Annotated in this window: 21 protein-coding genes and 1 pseudogene; all 22 read right to left on the bottom strand. The window is 41.5% G+C overall.

The window, feature by feature from the left end; genetic code table 11:
* Complete coding sequence (locus FTV88_RS09530) at positions 1-1,590, bottom strand: flagellar hook-length control protein FliK (RefSeq protein WP_153725417.1); 1,590 nt, start codon at positions 1,588-1,590, stop codon at positions 1-3.
* Positions 1,591-1,685: 95 nt separating this feature from the next.
* A complete protein-coding gene (locus FTV88_RS09525; protein WP_153725416.1) occupies positions 1,686-2,522 on the bottom strand; it encodes a magnesium transporter MgtE N-terminal domain-containing protein in 837 nt (278 codons plus the stop codon).
* 14 nt (positions 2,523-2,536) lie between these two features.
* Positions 2,537-2,992 (bottom strand): flagellar export protein FliJ, encoded by a 456-nt coding sequence (gene fliJ, locus FTV88_RS09520; protein ID WP_153725415.1) that lies wholly within the window; start codon positions 2,990-2,992, stop codon positions 2,537-2,539.
* Positions 2,989-4,287: a flagellar protein export ATPase FliI gene (fliI, locus tag FTV88_RS09515; protein WP_153725414.1), complete on the bottom strand. Its 1,299-nt coding sequence runs from the start codon at positions 4,285-4,287 to the stop codon at positions 2,989-2,991. Before fliI ends, fliJ begins: the two co-directional genes overlap by 4 nt.
* Before the next feature lie 10 nt (positions 4,288-4,297).
* On the bottom strand, positions 4,298-5,167 hold the full coding sequence (locus tag FTV88_RS09510) for a FliH/SctL family protein (protein WP_162007980.1): 870 nt from the start codon (positions 5,165-5,167) through the stop codon (positions 4,298-4,300).
* The gene (fliG, locus tag FTV88_RS09505; protein ID WP_153725412.1) at positions 5,160-6,170 is read right to left on the bottom strand and encodes a flagellar motor switch protein FliG; all 1,011 of its coding nucleotides are present in this window, start codon (positions 6,168-6,170) and stop codon (positions 5,160-5,162) included. The genes FTV88_RS09510 and fliG overlap by 8 nt, the downstream gene beginning before the upstream one ends.
* Positions 6,171-6,174: 4 nt before the next feature.
* Positions 6,175-7,767, bottom strand: a complete 1,593-nt coding sequence (fliF, locus tag FTV88_RS09500) for a flagellar basal-body MS-ring/collar protein FliF (RefSeq protein ID WP_153725411.1) — start codon at positions 7,765-7,767, stop codon at positions 6,175-6,177.
* Between the two features lie 26 nt (positions 7,768-7,793).
* Positions 7,794-8,102: a flagellar hook-basal body complex protein FliE gene (gene fliE, locus FTV88_RS09495; protein ID WP_153725410.1), complete on the bottom strand. Its 309-nt coding sequence runs from the start codon at positions 8,100-8,102 to the stop codon at positions 7,794-7,796.
* A 42-nt stretch (positions 8,103-8,144) separates the two neighbouring features.
* A complete protein-coding gene (gene flgC, locus FTV88_RS09490) occupies positions 8,145-8,630 on the bottom strand; it encodes a flagellar basal body rod protein FlgC (RefSeq protein ID WP_153725409.1) in 486 nt (161 codons plus the stop codon).
* 4 nt (positions 8,631-8,634) lie between these two features.
* Entirely contained in the window at positions 8,635-9,051 is a 417-nt protein-coding gene (flgB, locus tag FTV88_RS09485) for a flagellar basal body rod protein FlgB (RefSeq protein ID WP_153725408.1), read from the bottom strand.
* 323 nt (positions 9,052-9,374) lie between these two features.
* Positions 9,375-10,157 carry a GTP-sensing pleiotropic transcriptional regulator CodY gene (gene codY / locus FTV88_RS09480; protein WP_153725407.1) on the bottom strand — a complete coding sequence of 261 codons (783 nt, stop codon included), beginning with the start codon at positions 10,155-10,157 and terminating at the stop codon, positions 9,375-9,377.
* 94 nt (positions 10,158-10,251) lie between these two features.
* Positions 10,252-11,649 carry an ATP-dependent protease ATPase subunit HslU gene (gene hslU / locus FTV88_RS09475; protein WP_153725406.1) on the bottom strand — a complete coding sequence of 466 codons (1,398 nt, stop codon included), beginning with the start codon at positions 11,647-11,649 and terminating at the stop codon, positions 10,252-10,254.
* Complete coding sequence (hslV, locus tag FTV88_RS09470; RefSeq protein WP_207707849.1) at positions 11,650-12,198, bottom strand: ATP-dependent protease subunit HslV; 549 nt, start codon at positions 12,196-12,198, stop codon at positions 11,650-11,652. It lies immediately after the preceding gene.
* A 163-nt stretch (positions 12,199-12,361) separates the two neighbouring features.
* Positions 12,362-13,669, bottom strand: coding sequence for an FADH(2)-oxidizing methylenetetrahydrofolate--tRNA-(uracil(54)-C(5))-methyltransferase TrmFO (gene trmFO, locus FTV88_RS09465; protein WP_153725405.1), 1,308 nt, complete (start codon positions 13,667-13,669; stop codon positions 12,362-12,364).
* On the bottom strand, positions 13,669-15,792 hold the full coding sequence (gene topA, locus FTV88_RS09460; RefSeq protein ID WP_153725404.1) for a type I DNA topoisomerase: 2,124 nt from the start codon (positions 15,790-15,792) through the stop codon (positions 13,669-13,671). The genes trmFO and topA overlap by 1 nt, the downstream gene beginning before the upstream one ends.
* A gap of 80 nt (positions 15,793-15,872) precedes the next feature.
* Entirely contained in the window at positions 15,873-16,973 is a 1,101-nt protein-coding gene (gene dprA / locus FTV88_RS09455; protein WP_162007979.1) for a DNA-processing protein DprA, read from the bottom strand.
* Positions 16,974-17,088: 115 nt separating this feature from the next.
* Positions 17,089-18,642 carry a YifB family Mg chelatase-like AAA ATPase gene (locus FTV88_RS09450; RefSeq protein WP_153725402.1) on the bottom strand — a complete coding sequence of 518 codons (1,554 nt, stop codon included), beginning with the start codon at positions 18,640-18,642 and terminating at the stop codon, positions 17,089-17,091.
* 122 nt (positions 18,643-18,764) lie between these two features.
* A pseudogene (locus tag FTV88_RS16160) lies at positions 18,765-19,097 on the bottom strand (YraN family protein); the annotation flags it as partial.
* Between the two features lie 253 nt (positions 19,098-19,350).
* Complete coding sequence (locus tag FTV88_RS09440) at positions 19,351-19,689, bottom strand: NifB/NifX family molybdenum-iron cluster-binding protein (protein ID WP_153725401.1); 339 nt, start codon at positions 19,687-19,689, stop codon at positions 19,351-19,353.
* A gap of 131 nt (positions 19,690-19,820) precedes the next feature.
* The gene (locus FTV88_RS09435; RefSeq protein WP_153725400.1) at positions 19,821-21,236 is read right to left on the bottom strand and encodes an NADH-quinone oxidoreductase subunit N; all 1,416 of its coding nucleotides are present in this window, start codon (positions 21,234-21,236) and stop codon (positions 19,821-19,823) included.
* Position 21,237: 1 nt separating this feature from the next.
* The gene (locus FTV88_RS09430; RefSeq protein ID WP_153725399.1) at positions 21,238-22,755 is read right to left on the bottom strand and encodes a complex I subunit 4 family protein; all 1,518 of its coding nucleotides are present in this window, start codon (positions 22,753-22,755) and stop codon (positions 21,238-21,240) included.
* Positions 22,756-24,672, bottom strand: coding sequence for an NADH-quinone oxidoreductase subunit L (nuoL, locus tag FTV88_RS09425; protein WP_153725398.1), 1,917 nt, complete (start codon positions 24,670-24,672; stop codon positions 22,756-22,758).
* Positions 24,673-24,683 lie beyond the last annotated feature (11 nt).

Here is a 24,683-nt window from a genome sequence, read left to right as displayed (position 1 = left end):
TTAAGCTAAATACTCAATGGTGCTACTTTCTTGGCCATAATAACGTTCCACTTTGTCACTCGAATCAAGTTCATCACTTTCACCAAGTTCTCGATCCTTCGTGTAGGTGGGAATTCCCTCTTCTTGTCTGCGACCTTGTTGATTTTGTAAAAAATCTTGCTGATTTTTATCACGAAACATATCTTTGTTGCTCTCACCTTGATTTACTTCAATGCGGTCAAATTTAACGCCTTGTTCTTCCAATGACTGCTTTAAATGAGATAAGTTCGATTCTATCATCTGCCTTATATGAGGATTTTCTGCAGCAATACGAATGGAAACAAGACCGTCTTCCATGATAAGTCTCATTTTTAAAGGTCCTAGGAAATCTGGTTTCAACTGTATTTTTAGTTCTTGTGCACCTGCTTTGTTTAATAGTTTGGCTTGTGCAATAATTTGACTAAAAACTTCTTGTCGTTGGGGCATCGGTGCTTGTTTTGCGAGATTTGATATCTTTCCTTTGAAAAAAGGTCGATTTGTCTCTGTTACACCTGCATAGTTTGATAGATTGTTTTTACTTTGTAAGCTTTTTTCATTATGTTCCTGAAAAATTCCGTCTCTTACCATCGCTTGATGCCCTATTGGTTGTTGTATAGAGCCTTCCTGTCTCACCACATGTTGAAAAGGTAAGAGAGGATTCTGTAACCCTACTTTTTCTTGATCCTTTTGTTCAATAAAAGTAGTTTCTGCTACTTTGCCTTCTTGACGACTCTTATGTTTTTCTCGAGCCTTCTGTAATTTTGCTAATAAAGGCAGTTGAGCCGGTTCAGGCTCTAGAAAATGTTTAGAATTCTCTTCTGAGATTTTTATAGAAAGATCTTCACGATTTTGTTTCCCTGATATAAGTAAACTGCCACGCTCTTGTAGTACTTTTTTCTTTCCTTGCGCCTCTATCTCTTCTAGTTCTCCCATTTGCCCTTCACGATCTTTGAACAGCAAAGCTTTTTCATTTTTCTTTTTAGAGGCGCTTTCCTCCATTACTTTTAACTGCGTTGCCTTTTCTTTTGAAAACTGATTTGTTAACAGTTGATTCTCATCATTTGATAAAACAGCAACCTCTTTAAAGTCTGCGACTTTGCTTTCATGATTCCCTTTGATTGTATAACTTTCTTTTGACCTATTTTCTAGCTCAATTCTGTGCCTTTTGATGCTTTCATCGCTTTTATCAACCTTACCAGTACTTTCATTGCTTTGAGCATTTCTAGCCTTACCTGTGCTTTCATGGTCCTTCTTTTGTCTTGAGGCGTGATCGGATGATAAAGCTTTGTGATCACTTCTTCTTTCATTGTTTGCTTGAGAATAAGAAGAGGCTCTGCTATCTCTGCTTTGCTGATAGCGGTTCCCTTCACTCCTTCGAGGATCATTCAATGATAAGTCCCGCAGAAAAAAAGCATCATTATTTCTCTTTTGAACTTGCGGTAAGACAAAGGCATTTAATAAACTTAGAAAGTTGTCCTGTCCTTTTACTTCTTCTTGCTCTATCCTTTTGGACTGGTCTTTTATTTTGTTTGGATCATGAACAGAAGAGGCAAAAATCGCTAATTCTCTCAATCTTTGGCCTCCTTATCTCCTGTAACCGCCTAGGAAATTGAAATCGCAAATTCACATATTCGTAAATTGTATCCCTTTTGTCATCACCCCTTTCGTTATGATTGCCCCATCATTGTCACAAGTTGAGCTGCTCGTACTGGGTTCTGCGTCGATAAAGAAGACAGGACTCTTCCTCTTGATGCATCGTCCATTTCTTTAAGAATAGCAACAGCCATATCATTCGATAAATTTTCAATCAGCATGGAAGCTTCATTGGGTTGCATGGCTGCCATGGTTCTACCTAAGCTTTGCAATGTAGCCGCTCTTTCTTGCGTGGCTTGTTGAGAGCGATTTTGATTTTCTAGCTCTTCTCTAATATCGGGATAGGCCAACCGAGCGGCTCGCACAGGATCGAAAAGCGCCATAAGACGCGCGGCCTCATCTACGTCCATTTCAGCAAGCAAAGCATTAATAGTCTGGTCCGGTAGATTCTCCATAATTTTTACAGCATCGGCCGGTCTCATAAGTCGTAGTCGTTCCACAAGACTTTCTTGATCGACCCGTGCATTTTGTAACTGCTCTAACTGCTCTTGAAGGATTTGCAGTGATTGTTCTAGCTCATTTTTTTCTTGTTCCCACAAATCTTCTTGTGGCTCTACCATAACAAGTTGTTGTTGCAGTTCTCGAAGTTGATTATCTAATTCTGCTTTTTCTTCTTCAAGCTGGGCGATACGATGCTCTTCAAAAGTTTGTTGAAAAAAAGCTTCCTCTTCTTTTTCAGGGATCATCGTTCCAATGACCGGAATTTGTCTCACGTAGTTTGTTACATCGATTACACCAGCTACTTGTGCAGCACTGATGGAGCCTAGAAGAAAGACAGGCATGGCCAGAATAAAAAATAATAGCCACGGAAAGGTTGATTTTTTACTGTTTGTTTCTTCTTTTTTGGCCAAGCCCTATCTCCCTCCTATTCTCCTTTATCTTTTGCCATAAACCGATTAAGAGCAATTTCATCCAATATGATTTGTTCTTCTCGTAATGCTTCTTTCTTATAAGCTGTCAAGTGTTTATCCCGTAATTTTTCTAAGACTTTTCGATCACGCATCGTTTTCATAAGCTGTTCTTGTAGCGCTTGCTCTTTCTCTTGTTCTTGGGCCAGTTGTTGATGAAGCTCTGCCTCTGTTTCTTGCAAACGATGCCAATAGTACGGAAAGAGTAAGCGCTGGCTTACGTCAAAGTAAGGTTCTTGCATTTTTTTACATTCTATCAAAGCTTCTGTCATTGCCTGCTTGTTCTCTTCTATCATACGTTGACAGTCTTCTACTCTATTGCGCTGTCGCTGTAGTTCTGACTTGAGGTGTGCTTCTTCTTTTTCCTTCAAGTCTAATGGCCGCTGTAGTTTAAAAGTAAAAGGCTTCATCATACAAATAACTCTCTTAGCCGTTGTAACGTTTCTTCTAATGGAATCGATTCTTCAATTTGTTGTTTTAAAATATCATTGCATTCATCTATTTTTTGAAGAGCATAATCAATTTTTGGATTGGCACCGGCTTGATAAGCGCCAATATCAAGTAAGTCTTTGGCTTCGTTATAAGTGGCAAGTACTTGTCGCAGTCGTGCTGCCAGTTGTCGATGTTCTGGTTCAACCAGTTCAATCATAACACGACTCACACTGCGTAACACATCAATAGCCGGATAATGATTTTGCGCTGCTAGGTCTCGCGACAAAACAACATGACCATCGAGGATGCCTCGCACCGTATCAGCGATAGGCTCATTCATATCGTCTCCGTCGACGAGCACGGTATAGAGGCCCGTAATGGTTCCATGGGCAGACGTTCCCGAGCGTTCCAATAGTTTTGGCAATAAAGCAAAAACAGAAGGTGTGTACCCTCTTGTTGCTGGCGGTTCACCGACTGCAAGGCCTACTTCCCGCTGAGCCATGGCAAAACGAGTTACCGAATCCATCATTAGCATGACATCTTTGCCTTGATCTCGAAAATATTCTGCAATGGCTGTTGCAACCAGGGCTCCTTTGAGTCGAACAAGAGCCGGTTGATCTGATGTGGCAACAACAACAACAGAGCGCGCTAAACCCTCGGGACCCAAGTCTTTTTCTAAAAACTCTCGAACTTCTCGTCCCCGCTCCCCAATTAATGCTATCACATTAATATCAGCTTTTGCATTTCGCGCAATCATGCCAAGCAAGGTACTTTTTCCTACACCAGAACCAGCAAAAATACCGAGTCGCTGACCTTTACCACAAGTTAGGAATCCATCGATGGCCTTTACACCAAAAGGGAGTATCTGTTGAATCCGTTGTCTGCGCAAAGGATGGGGTGGCGCTGCATCTAAGGGGTAGGCTTCCGTAAAATTCACGAGTCCTTTGCCATCAATGAAATTCCCCAGTCCATCAAGAACACGACCAAGCAAGCCCTTTCCTACAGGGACTTTTAGGAAGTCACCAGAAGCAAGCACTTGAGCACCAGGGCCAATGCCCGTTATATCCCCTAAGGGCATAAGCAATGTTTTTTTGTCACGAAAGCCAACGACTTCTGCACCAATTCTCTCTTTGCCTTGTTGCGTTGAAAGGTAGCAAAGTTCTCCTAGATGTGCACTGGGTCCGTCCGACTGAACGACTAGACCAATCACCTGACTTACCTTTCCATTTAACCGTACAAAATCCGCTTTTTGAATGGCAGCCATGTATTTTTTCATAAACACTCTTCTACCTGTTCATAACTTCACTAATAACACGACGCAATTCGTCGAGCTGCGCATCAATTCGAGCATCAACATAGCCATAGGCCGTATCAATAATACAGCCGCCTCTTCCAATGGTCTCATCTTTTTCTATATTCAAGGTACGCAAGCCTTTGATTAAGCTCATAAGATCACTTTTGTAGTTTTGCAATATGGGATAGTCTTCAGGGTTAACTTTGATGATAACGTGGCTCATATCACGTGCTTTATTTAAAGCATTTTCCGTAATATGAAAAACAACCTGATCATTGCGATCAATCTCATATTGAATAATTTTTTCTGCAATCATGACAGCAAGGTCTACCAAGTCTTTCTCCTGATCTTTTAAATAAGCCAACCGCGCTTGTCGTGCTGCCTCTGCTTCGTTGTAAGCTTCTACGACAATCTTTTCTGCTTCTTTTTTGGCTTTCTTTATCGCGCCTTTGTAGCCCTCATCGTAGCCTTTGGCATAACCTTCTTCAGAACGTAGCCTTTTTAGCTCTTCGGCTTCTTTTTGCGCGATAGAAAGAACTTCTTCAGTTTCTTTTTTGGCTTCTATCAAAATTTTATGAGCCTGATCTTTTGCCTTCTGAAGAAGTTCTTGTACCATTTCATGGGTTTCCTGCAATATCTGTTCCGCTTGTTCTTGCGCAAGAATAACCATATCTTGATTATCTATAGATTTTTTCTCTTCTTGCTGTGTTGAAGTGACATCGCCTAAAGCTTTTGATGTAACTTCGGTTGTAGGCACAGGAATAAAGGTAGAAGATTGTTCTTTATTTTCTTCAAGAAACCCTAGCTTTAACAGCTTTGGTTTGTTAGCAAGCAGTGTAGATGATTTGATAACCTTAGACAATGAGTTCATCACCTCCGCCACGAGCGACGATGATCTCACCTGCTTCTTCTAATTTGCGAATAATATTCACAATTCTCTGTTGTGCTTCTTCTACATCGCGCAAGCGGACAGGTCCCATAAATTCCATGTCTTCTCGCAACATTTCTCCTGCTCTTTTGGATACGTTTTTGAAGATTTTTTGTATAACTTCTTCGCTCGAACCTTTAAGGGCCAATGCCAGATCTTTTGTATCCACTTCTCGAAGCACTTGTTGAATAGAGCGGTCATCGAGCATAACAATATCTTCGAAGACAAACATACGTTTCTTGATCTCTTCAGCCAATTCCGGATCTTGAATTTCTAATGCTTCCATAATAGATTTCTCTGTTCCTCTATCCACCCTATTGAGCATCTCAACAACATTTTCAATACCACCTGCACTGGTATGCTCTTGTGAGACGAGAGATGATAATTTTCTTTCTAATACCATTTCTACTTCTCGAATGACTTCCGGCGACGTTCGATCCATTAAAGCAATTCTGCGAGCTACATCGGACTGTCGGTCTGGTGGAAGAGCTGACAAAATAATAGAAGCTTGCTCAGAACTTAGATAGGCTAGAATCAAGGCTATTGTCTGCGGATGCTCTGATTGAATAAAGTTTAACAATTGTGCTGGATCAGTACGACGAACAAACTCAAAAGGACGAACTTGTAACGATGAAGTGAGCCTATTAATAATATCAAGCGCTTTCTGGGAGCCCAAGGCTTTCTCTAAAATTTCTTTGGCGTAATCAATACCGCCCGAGGTGAGGTACTCTGAAGCCATGAGTATCTGATGAAACTCATTAAAGACAACATCACGGTTTTCCGAGGAAACCTTACGAACATTGGCAATTTCAAGCGTCATTTGCTCAATTTCTTCGTCTTTTAAGTGTTGAAATATTTTCGCTGACTTCTCAGGGCCTAAAGAAATCAAAAAGATAGCTGCTTTCTGTTTTCCTGTTAATATTCCTTTCGTTGCCACTGAATCACCTCGAGTCTTCAGCTAACCATGTTTTTAGTAAGCGCGCGACCGCTTCTGGATCCTTTTCTGTCAATTCTTCTATTTGCTCTCGAATCTTGATTCTTTCTCGTTCTTCAGGCGACAATTGTGCTTCCAACGGTGGTGGTGCTATGTCTTCCAATGGTTCTTCTCTTATTGCTTCAACTGGTTTTTCTTCTTCTTTTTTCTTCGCCAAAGCTTTGCGAATGAAAAAGACAGAAGCAAGAACAAGTAGCAGTCCTGCTACAGCGGCACCTATAAGAATCCAGTTTCTCATCGTTGCTTCTTCTGCTAAAAGACGATTTAGTTCCTCCGTTGCAGAGCGATCAAAAGGCATAGCAACGACACTGATTTGCTCAACCCGTCCACCTGGCACAGGCTCTACAATCGGATATTGAATTCCAACAGCTCTTGCTACAGCCTGCTCAAACTGTTGTTGCTTTATATCGTCAAATTCCCCATCAATTCGGTTGCTATCAATCATCACCGAGACAGTGAGTCGATTGATTACCGATCCAGGTGGTGTAATAATATGAGTTTCTGTTCTTGGAATTTCATTGTTAATAATAATATCGGATCTCTCATAACGACTTGTGCCGGCTTCCATCTCCTGTTGCATCGGAATATTGGCATCTACACCCGGCGCAGCTCCACCCGTACTTCCTTCTCCACTCTCATAAATTTCGCGAGTTGAGAGAGGTCCTACAGGCCTGCCATACTGAGAGTCTCTTGTCTCTTGTTGAGAAAAGTCAAGTTCTGTAGCTACTTTAACAACAGCATTGCCTGGTCCGACAACGCGATTCAGCATTTCCTGAGCTTTTTGTTCTAAATGCCTTTCAAATTGACGCTTCGCATCAATCTGATGCTTCGTAAGGCCATCTAATTGTAGGCTTGCAAAGTCATCATTAAAAAGACCTTCACTTAATACTATACCATTTTGGTCTACAACGGTTACGTTTTCTGGCTTTAAGGACTTTACACTTCGCGATACAATGTGAACAATCCCTCTAATTTGATTGTCTTCTAATTGACTGAACGGTCTCATGATTAGCATAACAGAGGCTGTGGCATCAGTAGAATTCTCTCGGAAGAGAGAATCTGTAGAAGGGACAATCATAACACGTGCATTGTCTACCCCGGGAATATTTTGCAGTGTTCTTGCTAGCTCTGTCTCCGTTGCAACTTTAAGGCGAATCTCTCTTTCTCGTTCTGTTTCACTAAAGCGACTCTCACTAAAAGTCTCAAAACCCCATCCTGTGCCTCGAGGCAATCCGGCGTTGGCCAGCTCCAATCGTAAATTGGCTTGATCTTTAGAGGGCACATAAATGGTTGTGCCATCATCAGATATCTTAAAATCTCTATTCATTTCCATCAATCTTGCTCGAATGGCTCCGGCATCGGTCGGATCAAGACGAGAAAATAGAGGCACATAATCAGGACGTCCTGCAATGAAAACAAAAGCAAGTATCGTAAAAAAAACAGCAAAAATCGATCCAGCAAGAATGATTTTCTGCTGCTTTGTCAATCTGTTAAGAAGCTCATTCAGTTGAGTGCGCAGTCTTTCGTATATTTCATTCATTGATCAGAAATCCTTCACTTTAGGAATTATACCTGCATCCTCATAATTTCTTGATAAGCTTCCATAACTTTATTGCGCACTTGTAAGGTCATTGAAGTAGCAATACTAGCTTTTTCTGCTGCAATCATAACTTCGTGAATATTTTCTGTTTGACCGGAAACAAGCGCTTTTGTTTGACGACTTGACTCGCTATGCAATTGGTTCACACTGTCAATCGAATCTTTTAGAAAAGCCGAAAAGCTTTTTCCCCCTACAGCTTCCCCTTTTGGCTGTCCATTTTGGAGCAGACTTTGATAGGGTAATAACTGATTCTGAGCAATGGGCAGCCCTTTCATCCTATCTGCCTCCTTTGTTTTTTTGTCACTTTACCTTAGATGCTAGCCTCTTCCGATTTCCAGTGCTTTCATAGCCAGGGTTTTTGCCGAGTTAATAGCTGTAATATTGGCTTCATAGGCTCTCGTAGCAGAAATCATATCTACCATTTCCGTTACTGTATTCACATTGGGCATGCGAACATACCCTGCCTCAGGTCCTTCTCGTATTGCGTCTGGATGATCAGGATCGTAGACCATTTTGAATGGTTTCTGATCTTCTACGATACCGACGACGCGGACACCCGCTCCAGGCGCCGTTAATCGTTCTTCTGCTTTGGTTAAAGTAGTAGCAAAAGAAGCTGCTTCATGAGCAGGCCTTGCTGCAAAAAGAGCTGTTTGACGCCGATAGGGCAATACATTGCCTTCTGCATCGACATTACCAGAACGAGTTGTGTTAACGTTGGCTAGGTTGTTAGCAATGATATCCATACGAAGTCTTTGCGCTGTTAACGCAGAGGCACTCGTATCCATAGAACTCAGAAATTTCATTGTTCTAACGAACCTCCTTTATAACCGTTTTTAAACCCGATAGACGTCGTGCAATTTGAGTAAGCATTGCATCGTACCACAAGGTATTCTTAGCAAGCATGGTCATTTCTTTGTCAATATCTACATTATTTTCATCATTACGATACTTTTGCTGACCGGTGTCAATAATATTGCCTTTGAGATTATCTGTAGAGAAATGGCCTAGGGAAATATGTCTCTTGTTGTTCACGGTTCCCTCTAGTCTCATCATAGAGGAATGAGAAAGCTTCTGTGCAAGCTCTTGCTCAAAATGAACTTCTTTTCTTTTATATCCTGGTGTATCTACATTGGCAATGTTATCTGCAATAACCCTATGACGTAAGGCTGCTGCGTCTAACCCTTTCTCTAGCAAGTTTGTTGATGCTGTATCAAAAAATCTCATTCTTTCACCTCTTTACTCAACCCATTCTTTTGGAGAAAAAAGGCATTCCCATTGTTAAGTGCATATCACACATTGTTAATTGCATATCACATATAGAATTCGACAGAAGGCATTCCATTGCGACCTTTGTTTGTCTACCATAAAAAGGGTGATTTTCTCTATACCTCAATCCCACAGCTTTCGTTTCATATTCGCTATTTCTGCTAAAATCCCTCTTTCTAAAAAAAGAAAAGGTTAACCCTATGGTTAACCTCTTCTCCACCCATTCTCTCATTCTATCTCTACTTATGCTGAGAATCAACAGTTTGAATCGCAGCAACTTCTCAATGACGCAATTTTTCTAGTTCATCTAATAGATTGTCATTAAGAATTCGAATATAAGTGCCCTTCATGCCTAGTGATTTTGACTCTATTACACCAGCACTCTCAAATTTACGTAAAGCGTTTACAATGACAGAACGAGTTATACCAACTCGATCCGCGATCTTCGATGCTACCAGTAGACCTTCGTTCCCTTCAAGTTCAGAGAAGATATGCTCAACAGCTTCTAACTCACTGTAAGACAAGGTCCCTATAGCAATTTGTACGGCTGCTTTTTTACGAGCTTCTTCTTCCATTCGTTCCGCTTTGGATCGAAGAACTTCCATACCTACGACTGTGGAAGCATATTCTGCTAAGATCAGATCTTCATCCGTAAATTCTTCATTGTATTTTGCTAATACAAGCGTTCCCAGTCGTTGCCCACCACCTAATATAGGAGTTACAGTCATTAATTTATGACCATAAGAGCAAGTCTCTCCATAATTGAAGACACAAGAATTCGTTACTTGACAAAAATTAGCTTGTGTCTCACTTATACGCATTAAGTCTTGATTGTAACTTTCGGGAAAACGTTCAGAGTGATGTACAATATCAGCCATGATTCGACAGTTAAAATGAGGCATAAAAGAAAAGCCAAGGATCTTTCCGCGTCGACCTATAATGTAGCAGTTCGCATTAATCAGTTCGCTTGTTATCTTAGCCATTTCGTCAAAATTTACGGGATGTCCTGCATTTTTTTGTATTAGTTTATTTACGGTTCGTGTCTTCTCCAATAAGGTCCGCATAGTACCCTAATTGCCTCCTTAAATCGATAGGTAAAAATGTATCATACAAGCCAGAGGGCAAATTTTCAATTCTAGTTTTCTATTATAACAGTTTTCACAAAATATATCTACTTAAATCTTCTTTTTCTACGATATCTTCCAATCGAGACTCTACATAGGATCGATCAATGATAATACTTTTTTCGATCATATTCGGTGCTTGAAAAGATATGTCTTCTAATACTTTCTCTAAAATTGTATGCAATCTACGTGCACCGATGTTTTCAGTCTGAGCATTAACGCGATAGGCAATGGAAGCAATCGCATCAATGCCTTCTTCTGCAAATTGTAGCTCAACATCTTCCGTAGACAGCAAAGCTATATACTGCTTTAATAGGGAGTTTTCTGGTTCTGTTAAGATTCTTTGAAAGTCTTTTTGACTCAATGCTTCTAATTCCACTCGCAAAGGAAAGCGACCTTGTAATTCGGGAATAAGATCAGAAGGCTTAGAGACATGAAAAGCACCCGCTGCGATAAAAAGGATGTGGTCCGTTTTTACAGGTCCATACTTGGTCATCACCGTAGAGCCTTCAACAATAGGTAGAATATCTCGTTGTACACCACCACGAGAGACATCGGCGCCCTGGCCACCTTCTTTTGATGCGATTTTATCGATTTCATCTAAAAAAATAATTCCTGATTGTTCTGCTTTTTCAATAGCTTCTCTATTGACGGCTTCTATATCAATCAGTTTTTGTGCTTCTTGTAGGGCTAAGATTCTGCGAGCATCACGAACAGCTACACGTCTACGCTTTCTGTTTTTGGGGAAGACCTGACCAAGCATATTTTGAATATTATTAAGACCCATATCGTCTAAGCCATTTGAGCCCATGATATCACCAAAAGGATTTATGTTTTCTTCAACTTCCACTTCTACCATCTGATCTTCTAATTCCATGCGTTTCAGTTTTTGTCGAACGATGGAACGTTTTTCTTGAAGATCAGGCTCTACAGGCGTTGTCTTATTGCTTTGTTGTTGCTGTGAACCAAAAAGCATCTCAAAAGGGTTGGTCATTGTTCTATTTGTTCGAGGTTGCGGAACAAGTAGTTCTACCAGTCTCTCTTCCGCTTCTTTTTCCGCAGCCCCTTGCACTTCTTCTAATTTTTCTGCTTTTACCATACGAATCGATGTCTCAACAAGATCGCGAACCATTGATTCTACGTCTCTACCAACATAACCGACTTCTGTAAATTTGGTTGCTTCCACTTTGATAAAAGGCGCCTGTACAAGCCTTGCCAGTCGTCGTGCAATTTCTGTCTTACCTACACCAGTGGGCCCAATCATAAGTATATTTTTCGGTGTTATATCTTCTTGAAGATGAGAGGGCAATCGTTTACGACGATAACGATTCCGTAGTGCAATGGCTACCGCTTTTTTGGCCAATCGCTGCCCTACAATATAACGATCAAGCTCTTCTACAATTTGAATTGGGGTAAGGTTTTCGCCATCCATTTACAACTCCGCCCTTTCTATTACTTCTAAGGTAATATGATTGTTCGTATAAACACATATCTCAGCAGCAATTTCCAATGCATTTTTCGCTGCTTCTCCTGCTGACAAGTCTGTATGTCTAACCAAAGCTCGTGCGGCTGATAAGGCATAGGCTCCCCCTGAGCCAATGGCAGCTACACCATCATCAGGTTCTATCACTTCTCCATTGCCCGATAATATCAATAATTGATCTTGATCGGCTGCAATAATCATCGCTTCTAAATGGCGAAGATAACGGTCAGTGCGCCATTCTTTCGCCAATTCAACAGATGCGCGTAGTAAGTTGCCACGATATTCTTGTATTTTTGATTCTAGTTTGTCTAGCAATGTAAGGGCATCGGCCACAGAACCAGCGATGCCTGCAATCACTTTCCCTTGATAAAGTCGTCGAACTTTTCTGGCCGAACCTTTCATCACTGTTTTATCACCAAATGTAATCTGGCCGTCACCAGCCACGGCAACTTGTTTCCCTTTTTTGACGGCTACAATGGTAGTGCCTTTCATTTTCATTGGTTCAAAAGACTCCTTTATCAGAACTCGTTCTTACTTTTCAGTAGTACTCATTCTTTGTATTTTTATCATTATGCATTAACTATGTAAATAACAATCATTTTTCGAAGCAAATAGAGAAAAAAGCCGCGCCAGGCGGCTATCTTTTTTGCTTCTTATCTTTCTATAGACTCTTCTGTGACATAAACGATTGGATTGAGTCTAAAGCTCGCTCACTGTGCTTTTTTTGACGCATACTTTTGCCTTTTACTTTACCCGGCAAAGGTGGGAAAAGCCCGTAGTTTACATTCATAGGTTGAAAGTTCTTTGCGTCAGCTGTGGTTATATAATGGGCTAAAGCCCCCAAGGCTGTTTCTTGTGGAAATGTCAACAACTCCATACCCTGGGCTAAACGAGCAGCATTTAAGCCCGCCACAAAGCCTGATGCTGTCGACTCAATATATCCTTCCACACCCGTTATTTGACCTGCGAAAAATATGGTCTCTTTTTTAGCAAGTTGATAAGTAGGCTTTAGTAGCAAGGGACTATTGATGAAAGTGTTGCGGTGCATAACACCGTAACGAATATATTCAGCCTTTTCTAAGCCTGGAATAAGCGAGAAAACTCTTTTTTGCTCTGGCCATTTTAAGTGAGTTTGAAATCCTACTAGATTAAGCATCGTACCTTCTCGGTTTTCTTTGCGCAGTTGTACGACAGCATAGGGTCTCTTACCTGTACGTTTATCGTAAAGGCCTACAGGCTTTAAGGGACCAAAGGTCAAAGTCTCACGACCTCTTTGTGCCATCACTTCTACGGGCATACAACCTTCAAAAAATATCTCTTTTTCAAATTCTTTGAGTGGAACGACTTCCGCTGTAATCAAAGCCTGATAAAAACGCTCATATTCCTCTTCTGTCATTGGGCAGTTTAAGTAATCAGCATCGCCTTTGTCATAGCGAGAAGCCCAAAAAGCAATTTCTTGGTTCACCGTTTCAGCATCTACAATAGGCGCAGCTGCATCGTAAAAATAGAGATACTCTGTACCTGTTAGTCTTCCAATCTCTTCTGACAAAGCTGTAGATGTAAGAGGTCCTGAAGCTATAATGGTAATACCTTCTGAAGGTATGGTTGCGCTTTCTTCTCGAATCACCTCGATTAAAGGGTGCTCTGTCACTTTATGGGTGATAGTAGCAGAAAACTTATGACGATCTACAGCAAGAGCACCTCCTGCTGGCACGGCTTCTGCATCTGCAGCTTCCATAATAAGTGAACCTAATTGACGCAATTCTTCTTTCAATAGTCCAACAGCATTTTCAATAGAGGCGCTTCGTAAAGAATTTGAACAAACTAATTCTGCAAAATCTCCTGATTTGTGCGCTGCTGTCATTTGTTGTGGACGCATTTCTATGAGTTGTACAGCAATCCCTCGTTGTGCCACTTGCCAGGCCGCTTCTGCACCAGCCAATCCAGCTCCAATTATGGTTACTTTCACTATTTCGTAGCCTCTTTCTGTTCCATTTCTTCTCCATCTTCTGCAACTACAATTTCTTCATAGCCGCACCCTTCAGAAAGGCAGACTCTACGAGTGCCTAATTTTTTAGACTCTTTTTGCACTAGAAGCGTTTTACACTGTGGGCACGGTATATCGGTCGGGCGTTCCCATGATACATAGTCACAATCGGGATAGTTAGCACAACCATAAAATTTGCGACCTTTTTTGGTTCGTCGCAAAACAATAGCACCATCACACTTTGGGCAAGGTACACCAATTTCTTCAAGCAATGGCTTGGTGTAGCGACATTCTGGAAAACGAGGACAAGCCAAAAACTTACCAAAACGCCCTTGCTTAACAATCATTTGTGCACCACAATTTTCACATTCCTGATCGCTTACCTCTACTGTGAGTTCAATAGAACCTATTTTTTCTTCAGCTTCCTCCAAACGCTCTTGGAAGGGGCTGTAGAATTGTCGAAGTACTTCTCGCCATTCAGCGGCACCTTCTTCTATTTGGTCAAGCTTACTTTCCATGGTAGCTGTGAACTCTACGTCAAGAATTTCTGGAAAATGTTCTTTCAGTAGCTCTACAACAACTTCTCCAAGCTCTGTTGGGAAAAACTGCTTTTCTTCTCGAAGGACATAACCTCGTGCTACTACTGTTTCGATAATCGGTGCATAGGTGGAAGGTCGACCGACCCCTTTTTCTTCCAATACCTTTACTAGTGTTGCTTCCGTATACCGTGGCGGTGGTTGTGTAAAGTGTTGCTTCGGTTCTAGATCTTTTAGTTCTAGCTTTTCTTTAACTTCTACTTCTGGAAGAAGGCCCGTTTCTTCTTTGGTATCGTCGTCTTTCCCTTCAATATAAACTTTCATAAAGCCTGGAAACTTCATAACGGAGCCTGAAGCTCGAAAGAGGTAACTCTCTACAGCAATATCGACAGTCGTTGTATCCATAACAGCAGAGCTCATCTGGCTAGCTGTAAATCGTTCAAAAATAAGTTTATACAATTTATATTGATCTGTCGTAACTGCAGATTTAATTTTTTCTGGTTCATGTTCTATAGAAGTTGGTCTAATTGCTTCGTGGGCATTTTGCGCTTTTCCTTTTGTTTCAAATCGTCTTGCTTCAGTCGGTACGTATTCCTTGCCAAATCGACTTTCAATATAAGAACGCGATTCTTCTATGGCATCTTCAGAGATTCGTACAGAGTCGGTTCGAATATAGGTAATCAAACCGACAGTGCCCTCTTGCCCCAGATCAATGCCTTCATATAATTGTTGCGCCACCATCATGGTACGACGAGCTGTGAAACCAAGCTTGCGATAGGCTTCCTGCTGTAGAGAGCTCGTTGTGAAAGGAGGTGCTGGGTTTCTTTTTTTCTCACGCTTTTTTACTTCGGAAACATAGAAAGGTTTTTCCTCAATTTCGGCTAAGATTAGATTCATCTGCTCTTGACTGGTTATTTCAATTTTTTTGTCACCTTGTCGTTGCAGCTTCGCCAAAATTGTACCTTTCGCTGCTTCAAAGGTAGCCGTTAAAGACCAGTATTCTTCTGGTTTAAAGTCTTGAATTTCTTCTTCTCGATCACATATGAGTCGTACGGCTACAGACTGTACTCTTCCCGCAGAAAGTCCCTTGCGAATTTTTCTCCATAGTAAGGGGCTGAGGTTATAGCCAACAAGTCGATCCAGAATTCGACGAGCCTGTTGCGCTTCTACGCGGTCAAAATCAATGGTTCTTGGATTTTTTACTGCACTTTGAATTGCCTTTTTGGTAATTTCATTAAATTCAATGCGACATAAGGCTTGCTCTTCTACACCAAGAATGTGCGCCAAGTGCCATGCAATCGCTTCTCCTTCCCGATCCGGGTCAGGCCCTAGGAGAATTTTGGTAGATTTTTTGGCCGCGCTACGTAATTCTTTCAACAAATCTCCCTTGCCACGAATGGTGATATATTTTGGAGCAAAGTCACTTTCAACATCCACTCCAAACTGACTTTTCGGTAGATCGCGCACATGCCCCATAGACGCTTTCACCTGATACCGTCTACCTAAAAATTTCCCAATCGTCTTGGCCTTTGCAGGAGATTCAACGATGACAAGTACTTTATCAGACAACAGGTTCACCTCGTTCACCTGAGAATATTTTTCATATAAAAACTAGCTGCTTATCGGCTATTATTGCCAACGCAATTTTTTTAAAGCAAAGAGACAAAGTGCCCCCCTCCCGGCAGTGATTTGATCATTCCTTTCATTTCTAAATGGGTCAATAAAACAGCTATTTCTGGTCCTTTTAGACCTGTACAATGGATCAATTGATCGATAGTCTTACCTTCCCAATCAAGATGAGATAAAAGCTTCTTCTCATTCGGTTCAAGATCAATTTCTTGCTTCGGCTTCGCTAGAAAGTTAAACTGTATTTGTACTTCTGAAAGAATATCTTCAATAGAAGTAACGAGTTTGGCGCCTTGCTGAATTAAGCGATGTGTCCCTTTGCTTTGTGATGAAGTAATCGGTCCAGGCACGGCAAATACTTCTCTGCCTTGTTCTAAGGCTTGATCGGCCGTGATTAAGGCTCCGGACTTTTCCCCTGCTTCAATAACCAGAACGCCTTGAGAAAGACCTGATATAATTCGATTGCGAGCTGGAAACTTACCTGGTTCTGCAGGCGATCCAGGAGGATACTCACTGATTAATGCACCTCTCTCCGTTATAGCTGCTGCCAATGCTTCGTGCGCTTTTGGATATATTTTATCAAGGCCGCAAGCCAAAACGGCAATGGTACGCCCTCCTTTTTCCAATGCTGTACGATGGGCAATCGCATCAATTCCTCTGGCTAGTCCACTAACAATCGTCCGCTCTTGTTGAACCAGTTCTTCTGTCAATTGAGAACAAACTTTTTCACCATAAGGTGTTGCTTTTCGGGTACCTACAATCGCTATATTAACTTTATCTCTCTCCTGAATTTGACCTTTCATATATAAGACCGGTGGCGGATCAGGGATAGAACGTAACAATTCAGGATAGCGCTCATCTTGTAAAGTCAGTGCCTCAATGCCTCCATAATATATACGTTCCAAGAAGGAAGATAAATAATCCTTTCTACGATATTGTAATGTTTTTTGCCAACGTGACAAAGACATTCCTGCTACGCCGTCCCAATCTTTTTCCGGAGCCAACCAGGCAGCCTGGGGCGAACCAAAATGTTCTATAATACTATGAAAACGTCTAGCACCAATGGCAGGTAAAGAAGCCAGTGCCAACCAGTACGTCCGCTCGCTTTCCGAAAGTATATGCATTACCTGTCCCTCCAAGGCACAATCAAGGCTACCAGATTGACTGGATAATCGTGCCATAGATTGTATTTAACATTAATCACTTCATGAAAACTTGTCAAGGTAAGAGTCCAATTTTTCATAAACGATACTGTAATGCTTCTGCAAGATCAACAGTAGAAATAATATCACTGTCTCTTAGATCAGCAATCGTTCTAGCCACTTTGATCAAGCGGTGTAGAGCTCGCCCACTGAGGTGAAACTGTTTATAAGCCCGTTCTAGCATTTGCTCTGCCTCTTTTTCTAAAGTACAAGTCTTTTGAAGGAGCTCTCCATCAAGATGGGCGTTACAAAAAATTTTTCTTTTCTTTTGGTATGTCGTGATTCGAGAAAGTTGCCTCTCTCTTGCTTTAATGACTCTTGCCCGAACTTGAGCAGAACTTTCTTCATACTCTTCTTGAGCCCGTAAAGACTCGTACTTAGGTCGAGTCACTCTAACTTGAATATCCATACGATCCCAAAGAGGCCCCGATACACGATTTTTATACCTTTCTATTGCATAGGGTGTGCAATTACACGGCTTTACGTCTTCATCACTCAGATATCCACAGGGACAGGGATTCATAGAAGCAACAAGCAAGAACTTAGACGGAAAGGTATAGGTCCCACCTTGTCTTGAAATCGTTACTTCCCCGTCTTCTAAAGGCTGTCTGAGTGACTCTAAAGCTTCTCTTGGAAATTCAGGCCACTCATCCATAAACAAAACACCATGATGGGCCAAAGTAATTTCACCAGGCCTTGGTGTTCGTCCTCCTCCAATAAGTGCAGACATCGTACTGTGGTGATGAGGCGTTCGAAAAGGTCTTTGGTAAAGCCAGTCTACATCTTCTCCTAGCTCTCCTGTAATAGAATAAATCATTGTTGCCTCTAAGGACTCTTCATAAGTCATGGGCGGCAATATAGAAGGCAAAGATCGCGCTAACATCGTTTTTCCTGTACCGGGAGGGCCTGTCATGAGCAAATTGTGTCCACCTGCTGCTGTAATCTCTAAAGCCCTTTTCGCTATGTTTTGACCTTTTATTCTGCCAATATCATTGCTATCATCGCTTTCCTGATAATAACTACTCTTTCTTTGGCTGTCCATACCACGATTTTTCTTACGAAGGGAAGGCTGCGATAACAAATCAACCAAATCTCGTAAAGAAGTTATACCCTGACTATAGATTTCTGAAATCGAATAAGCTTCTCCTATGTTCGTTGCAGGCACCCAAAATTGAAGTTCTTTATCATGAGCTATATGACTTTTTGATAACCCATAGGCCATTGCAAGTACGCCTTCTACGGGTCGAACAGTACCATCGAGTGCCAATTCACCAACAAAAAATTGTGCCTCATTTTTGGCTAATGAAACTTGTTCCGTTGCTGCTAAAATCGCCAAAGCAATTGGGATATCTAGTGAAGTTCCTTCTTTACGTACATTGGCTGGTGCTAGATTTACTGTAATTCTATGTAGAGGAAAATTAAAACCACTATTGCGAATGGCTGTCCTAACTCTCTCTCTTGCCTCTCGAACTGCGATTGCTGGTAAGCCTACCAGATCAAAAGCAGGTAAGCCATTTGACACATCAACCTCTACGAGTACAGGTCTAGCTACAATTCCTTCTAAAACAACACTTTGAACTCTTGACAACATATAGGAGCGCTCCCTCTTTTCGTAAGCCACACTGTAACGTTCTATTTACTGTGGCTCTTCGACAAAGAGACAACTTATTCCTTTATTTCCTTTTTTATTCTCGCTTTTTTCTCTTCTTAAAATTAGGGTGTTATAATAGCTATCCGATGATCAATCTCGTATGAAGATTTCTCGAAACTTCCATGCTCTTTATTTTGCCAACCAAGCTTATGTATCGTAACTAAGTCAAACCTCGGGTGTCCAAAAGAAGGTCTTTTTTCTTGTAGAAAAAAAGAAGCGACTCTCAATAAACGCCTTTGCTTTCTATAATCGATGGTCTCTTCACCTCTTCCCCAACGAGTTGTAGAGCGTGTTCTGACTTCCACGAATATAATCCATTTTTCATAGCGAAAGATTAGATCGATCTCACCATAAGAACAACGATAGTTTTTTTCTATAAGTTTCCAACCTTTTGATAATAAAAAGTTATTCTATAAGTTTCCAACCTTTTGATAATAAAAAGTTACATGCCTGTTCTTCTCCCCAGCGTCCTAAAGCTATTCTTTGACTCATCCTATCACCTACTATTTTTATACTCTAAATTTTATTAGGCATTTCTTTTAAATGTAGAGAATTCCTGCCACTCTTGCAAATTTAACAATAATTAAGGGACAGTTCTGCTAAACTGTCCCTTAATTATTGTTAATCTAGACAGATTCACTTAAAAAATCAATCGAAACTGAGACCTTCGATTACCATCCATTCTTTAATAGCCTCTTCTATAAAGTTAGCTATTCTATAAGGAACAATGCCTTTGGCTAGTAATTTTTCAGATGCACCAGGCCCAATTTGACTTACAAAAACAGCTCTACAGTCGGCAAGCATTTCAATCGTTTGACTCATCTGACCTTCACGATGGTCTTGCCCTGTACAGGCAGGTGATGTATACCGGATTTCAAGAAATTGAAAGTGATCCTCTACAATTTCGAAGATTAAAAACTGCTTAGCTCGTCCAAAGTGTTGATTAACAACTTTTCCATCACTACTAGCAACAGCGACTCTAATCATCTTATTTCCCCCCTAAGAAAATGAATTAACTATCTTTTCGAGTAAGGATACGAAAGAAGCAATAAGAAAACTACAGAAAAAGAAAAAGAAAAAAGCAAGCCTAACAAGGCTTGCTTCTTCATTGAAACATATTAGAACAAAACTCTCGCTGCCACATTGGCCATTTCAGCCAGTGGTTGTGGATAGACACCCAAGACCAACGTTACAACCATGGAAATCACAACAGTGAACTTAATGGCACCACTCACATGAATCGGTCGCTCATCGGTTGGATCGTCTCTCCACATATAGAGACATACATTCAAGTAATAATAGACTGAGATCATAGACATTACAAATCCAACAAAAGCAGGCCAGAGAATGCCTTGATCCATGATAGCGGCAAATAAGTATAATTTGCCTACAAAGCCTGCTAAGGGTGGGATACCTGCCAATGAAAGCAAGCTAATCGTCATCACAGTAGCCAATAAAGGTTGACGCTGCGCTAAGCCTGCATAATCAGAAATTTTATAGGAACCAAGCTCTTTACCAACAACGGTGACAACTGCAAATGCTCCAATGTTGGCAAAGACATAAATCATCGTATAGAACAGGATACTCTTAATACCTGCTACATCCGCTGCCATAAGACCTACCAGGAGGTAACCAGCCTGGGCAATCGAAGAGTAGGCTAGCATGCGCTTGATATTTGTTTGTGGAATAGCAATGATATTACCAAAGATCATGGTCACCAATGCCAAACCTGCAATAATAACAATCCAATCAACACCTGTGGTTGGAACACCCTGAATGAAGAGGCGAATCATAACGGCAAATCCAGCTGCTTTAGAAGCTACGGCTAGAAAAGCTGTAATCGGCGTAGGCGCCCCTTCATAAATATCAGGTGACCACATGTGAAAAGGAATCGTTGCAATCTTAAAGCCAAAGCCTGCAATAATCATGATAACTGCAACAGCGAGTGCAGGGCTCCAAGTTAGTCGCTCCATAAGTTCAGGAATGATCGTTGTTCCTGTTAAGCCATAAAGCAAGCTCATACCATAGAGCATAATCGCTGTTGACATGGCACCAAGAATCAAGTATTTCATACCTGCTTCAGAAGAGCGTCCATTGCCTAAAATAAATGAAACTAAGACAAAGAAGGTAACCGTCATCAGTTCCATTCCCACGAAAAGGGTAATTAAGTCGTTGGCAGAGGCCATCACCATCATACCCAATGTGGCAAAGACAATCATGACAAAGAATTCACCATGATAACGAGGCAAAGTACTAATATACTGCATCGAAGTTAAGGTGACCAGAATTGCTGAAATTAAAAACACTTGTTTCATAAAAACAGCAAAGTCATCTACGATCCAGATCTCACGGAACGTTGTCTCGTTGATCCCATATTGAAAGGTTAATGCTACTAAGATTCCAAACATACCAAGGACAGCTGCATAACCGATACCTTGATGTCCCTTTTCTCTTGGGGAAAGAATGGTCAATACTAAGAGTCCTATGCCCAGGGCGGCCATAAGCATTTCGGTGGATAGCAAGCTGTAGTTCATCTTAGAATCCACCTCCTATGGTCGGAGTATCACTAAGCATTTCTAAAAGCGGACCAAGCAAAGGTTCTACGCCTGCATTGACCATGTCCATTAAGAGAGCTGGGAAGAAGCCCATGATGATAATGACAGCACCTAAGAGAACCAAAGGCACCATTTCAACACCTTGCAAATCCCGATATTTATCAAGCTCAGGACGACGAGGGCCAAAGAGAACGTTGGCCAATAGTCGGAGCGTGTAAAGAGCCGTAATGATAATACCTGTAATTGCAATTACAGCCATGATGGGATACTCTTTGAAAGCACCAATGAAAATGGTGAATTCTGGAACAAAGGATATCAAACCAGGTAACCCAAGGGCTGCCATACCTGCGATCATAAAGCCTACGGCCGTACGAGGCATTTGGTGAGAAAGACCGCCAAGATCAGGGATGTGTCGAGTATGGGTCTTCTCGTAAACATGTCCAATCAAAGCAAAGAAGAGTGCTGACATGACGCCGTGAGCAAACATATAGGCAATGGCGCCGTTGATACCGATGACATTCATAGCGGCCAGTCCAATTAAGACAAAGCCCATATGGCTAACAGAAGAGTAACCGACAACATACTTCAAGTCTTTCTGTGAAAGAGCAATCATGGCTGCATAAGCTACGTTCGCGACAGCCAAAATTGCTATCAAAGGAGCCCAGAATTTTGCACCCACAGGAAGGGCAAGAATACCGATACGAATTAATCCGTATCCACCAATTTTCTTTAATACACCCGCGTGAATCATAGAAACTGCCGTCGGAGCACCGGCGTAGCCATCGGGTGACCAAGAGTGGAAGGGAAACATAGATAAGAGTGAGCCAAATCCAATTAAGAGCAGCAAGAAGGCAAATATCTGGAACTCATCACTAAATTGCGCTTGTTGCAAGCTTTCAATTAAGAAGGTTCTCTCACCAGCGGGATAGGCATTGAGGTACATAGCCAACAAGCCAACGAGCAGCAAAGCGGAACCTACGAGTAGGTAAATCGTTAACTTCATACCCGCATACTCTTTGGTAACTCGTTTGCTGGAACCCCAAATAATAACCATGATATATAAGGGGATAACAACAACTTCATAGAATAGGAAGAAGAAGAAGAGGTCTTGTGCAATAAAGGTCCCCATAACACCAGCAATCAGAATAAGCAAAAGGATAAAGAAGGTTTTCGGCCGCTTTTCGATATTCCAAGAAGCAAAAACTGCACTAAAACCAATTAAATTGGTTAAAAGTAGCATGGGTAAAGAAATACCGTCAACAGCCATAATATAAGTGATACCTAAGTCTTGAACCCACTGCACTTCTTCTACAAACTGCATACCACCTTGAGCAAAATCATAGGTGAAGTAAGCAAAGATCGTAATCAGTAAGGGGATTCCTGTAAAGAAAGCCGATAAAGTCTTAATCACTTTATGCTCATCTTTGGGAACGAAAGCTAAGGCAAGTGCCCCAAGGAGCGGTGTTAGTAGCGCGATGGTAAGCAAAGGAAAGTCCACTTACTTTCCACCTCCGATCAGGGCCATAGCAGTTTCTGCTCCCATCATTCCCATGATCGCTACTAGCAGTACAACAGCAGCAAAGAATATCATGGCGTAATGTTGTAATTGACCCGTTTGAGAAAGACGCAATTTGTCACCAAGCCAGCCTGTTAACTTAGCTGAACCATCAACGGCACCATCAACTACGCGAAGGTCTACCCAGTAAAGCGCTCGGCTTGTAGTTGCGACAATTGTCTTGTTCATCCATTGATAAATCTCGTCAATATAGAACTTGTTGTAGGAAAGTTTGTGTAGAAAAGATGCTTTTTCAGCCAATTTATTTGCATCGATCAATTTAGCGCCATAAATTACCCAAGCCAATCCGATACCAGCTGCTGCAACTAAAACAGAGCTTGCCATCGTCATTAAATCGGCATGGTGAGGCACATATTCGCCATAGCGAATCCAATAAGAGAAGCCTTTTTCTAGCCAAGGCGCTCCTACAAGACCACCAAAGATGGATAAGATAGCTAGAACACCCATTGGGAAGAGCATGCTTGGAGGCGATTCGTGGGGATGGTTCTCGGGGTTTTCTTTGCCAAAGAAAGCTACGAAAACCATACGAGACATATAAAATGCCGTCATAAAAGCAGTGATTTTGGCCAAATAGTAGAGTCCTGTATAGCCACCTAGTTGAGCAGCCAGAACAATTTCGTCTTTCGACCAGAAACCAGCAAAAGGCGGAATTCCTGCAATCGCCAGCAAACCAATAACCATAAAGGCAGCCGTCCAAGGCATTTTCTTCCGTAAGCCACCCATTTGGAAGATATCGGTTCGTCCATGAATCGCATGAAGAGCAGAACCTGCAGCCAAGAACATCAATGCTTTAAAGAAAGCGTGCGTCATTAGGTGGAACATGGAAGCACTTAAGCTGCCAACACCTAACGCTAGCATCATGTAACCAAGCTGAGAGACTGTTGAGTAAGCTAATATTCTCTTCATCTCTCTCTGTGTAATAGCAATCGAAGCAGCAAAGAAAGCTGTAAAACCACCGATATATGCTATCACCATCATTGCTTCGGGTGAGAATTGGAAGAGTGTAAAAGCTCTAGCAACAAGGTAAACACCGGCAACAACCATGGTTGCAGCGTGAATTAGAGCCGATACAGGCGAAGGACCTTCCATCGCATCAGGCAACCATACGTGTAAGGGGAATTGACCAGACTTACCAATAGGTCCGATAAAGACTAGAATCCCCATTAAAGTTACTAAAAAGGGATGGGCTAGCGCAAAAGCGGGCATCATTTCAGCAAGTTCTACAAACTCCAAAGTGCCGAAGTTGACCTGAATCAGTAAAATACCAATCAGTAAGCCAAAGTCACCAATACGAGTCGTAATAAAGGCTTTTTTGGCTGCTTCTTTCGCCGAATCTTTAAAGTAATAGAACCCAATTAACAAGTAGGAGCAAAGACCGACGAGCTCCCAAAATACAAACATTTGCAGCAAGTTGGTGGAGATAACTAGACCTAACATAGATGCTGCAAACAGACAGAGATAAGCAAAGAAGCGACTATAACCAGGGTCGCCTTGCATATAACCCGTTGAGTAGATCATAACCATGGTAGCAACTAACGTAACGACAAAAAGCATCATGGCCGTAACGCTGTCTATAAGTACACCCATGGAGATCTCTAAGCCAGGCATGGAGAACCAACGCATAGAATAAACAAGAGGTTCTTCAATGAGCTCTGGTCTTTGTAAAACCGATGTTACAACGCCCAAGGCCAATGCAAATGAAATGGCACTAAATACAATAGCCGTTGTTGAAGCTGTCTTCTCCATATTCCGGAAGAAAGAGACAATCAACAAAAAGGCTATGAAGGGCAATAATGGGATAAGCCAAGCATTTTCTAAACTAAATTGGGCAAAAGCCATTGCCCCATCAC

The organism is Heliorestis convoluta (genome assembly GCF_009649955.1).
GTDB classification, from domain to species: domain Bacteria; phylum Bacillota; class Desulfitobacteriia; order Heliobacteriales; family Heliobacteriaceae; genus Heliorestis; species Heliorestis convoluta.
The sequence above is the reverse complement of the archived record's forward strand: the minus strand, read 5'-3'. Positions and strand labels throughout refer to the sequence as shown.

Coding starts and splice junctions, on each gene's coding strand:
- fliJ (WP_153725415.1), bottom strand. CDS start 2,992: ATGATGAAGCCTTTTACTTTTAAACTACAGCGGCCATTAGACTTGAAG.
- fliI (WP_153725414.1), bottom strand. CDS start 4,287: ATGAAAAAATACATGGCTGCCATTCAAAAAGCGGATTTTGTACGGTTA.
- fliF (WP_153725411.1), bottom strand. CDS start 7,767: ATGAATGAAATATACGAAAGACTGCGCACTCAACTGAATGAGCTTCTT.
- fliE (WP_153725410.1), bottom strand. CDS start 8,102: ATGAAAGGGCTGCCCATTGCTCAGAATCAGTTATTACCCTATCAAAGT.
- flgC (WP_153725409.1), bottom strand. CDS start 8,630: ATGAAATTTCTGAGTTCTATGGATACGAGTGCCTCTGCGTTAACAGCG.
- flgB (WP_153725408.1), bottom strand. CDS start 9,051: ATGAGATTTTTTGATACAGCATCAACAAACTTGCTAGAGAAAGGGTTA.
- codY (WP_153725407.1), bottom strand. CDS start 10,157: ATGCGGACCTTATTGGAGAAGACACGAACCGTAAATAAACTAATACAA.
- hslU (WP_153725406.1), bottom strand. CDS start 11,649: ATGGATGGCGAAAACCTTACCCCAATTCAAATTGTAGAAGAGCTTGAT.
- hslV (WP_207707849.1), bottom strand. CDS start 12,198: ATGAAAATGAAAGGCACTACCATTGTAGCCGTCAAAAAAGGGAAACAA.
- dprA (WP_162007979.1), bottom strand. CDS start 16,973: ATGCATATACTTTCGGAAAGCGAGCGGACGTACTGGTTGGCACTGGCT.
- FTV88_RS09450 (WP_153725402.1), bottom strand. CDS start 18,642: ATGTTGTCAAGAGTTCAAAGTGTTGTTTTAGAAGGAATTGTAGCTAGA.
- FTV88_RS09440 (WP_153725401.1), bottom strand. CDS start 19,689: ATGATTAGAGTCGCTGTTGCTAGTAGTGATGGAAAAGTTGTTAATCAA.
- FTV88_RS09435 (WP_153725400.1), bottom strand. CDS start 21,236: ATGAACTACAGCTTGCTATCCACCGAAATGCTTATGGCCGCCCTGGGC.
- nuoL (WP_153725398.1), bottom strand. CDS start 24,672: ATGGCTTTTGCCCAATTTAGTTTAGAAAATGCTTGGCTTATCCCATTA.